1 protein-coding gene is annotated in these 367 nt (G+C 59.1%); it reads right to left on the bottom strand.

Annotated elements, in window-relative coordinates; translation table 11 throughout:
- A partial coding sequence (locus tag ACYQ78_RS39325; protein WP_459806093.1) for a 60S acidic ribosomal protein P1 occupies window positions 1–305 on the bottom strand: 305 nt, incomplete at its 3' end.
- Window positions 306–367 lie beyond the last annotated feature (62 nt).

The raw sequence follows: 367 nt of genomic DNA, 5'->3' as shown, positions 1-367 counted from the left end.
ACCACCTTCTTCTCCTCCTCCTTTTCAGCCGCGGGTGCTGCGCCGCCACCTCCTCCACCAGCAACGGCACCAGCAGCACCGCCGCCGCCGCCACCACCAAACTTCAGCATGCTCTCCAAGTCCTTGCCAGCACAAAGCTTTGCAAAAAGGGCTGGGCAGATGCTGCTGGTAGAGCCTCCAGCAGCTTTGATCAATTTGTTGATGTGCCCTCCGGAGATCTCGAGCTCGCTATCCTTCAAAATCATGGCCGCATAGGTGCAGAAGAGCTCTTCCTTCTCTGCCGCTGGCACCTCGTCAGCCGGCACTTCCGCCATGGGAGCTGGTGGACTGGTGGCAATCGAAAACTCTGCGATCCCGCTTGAGCCAA

Source organism: Herbidospora sp. RD11066, assembly GCF_054661255.1.
The sequence above is the reverse complement of the archived record's forward strand: the minus strand, read 5'-3'. Positions and strand labels throughout refer to the sequence as shown.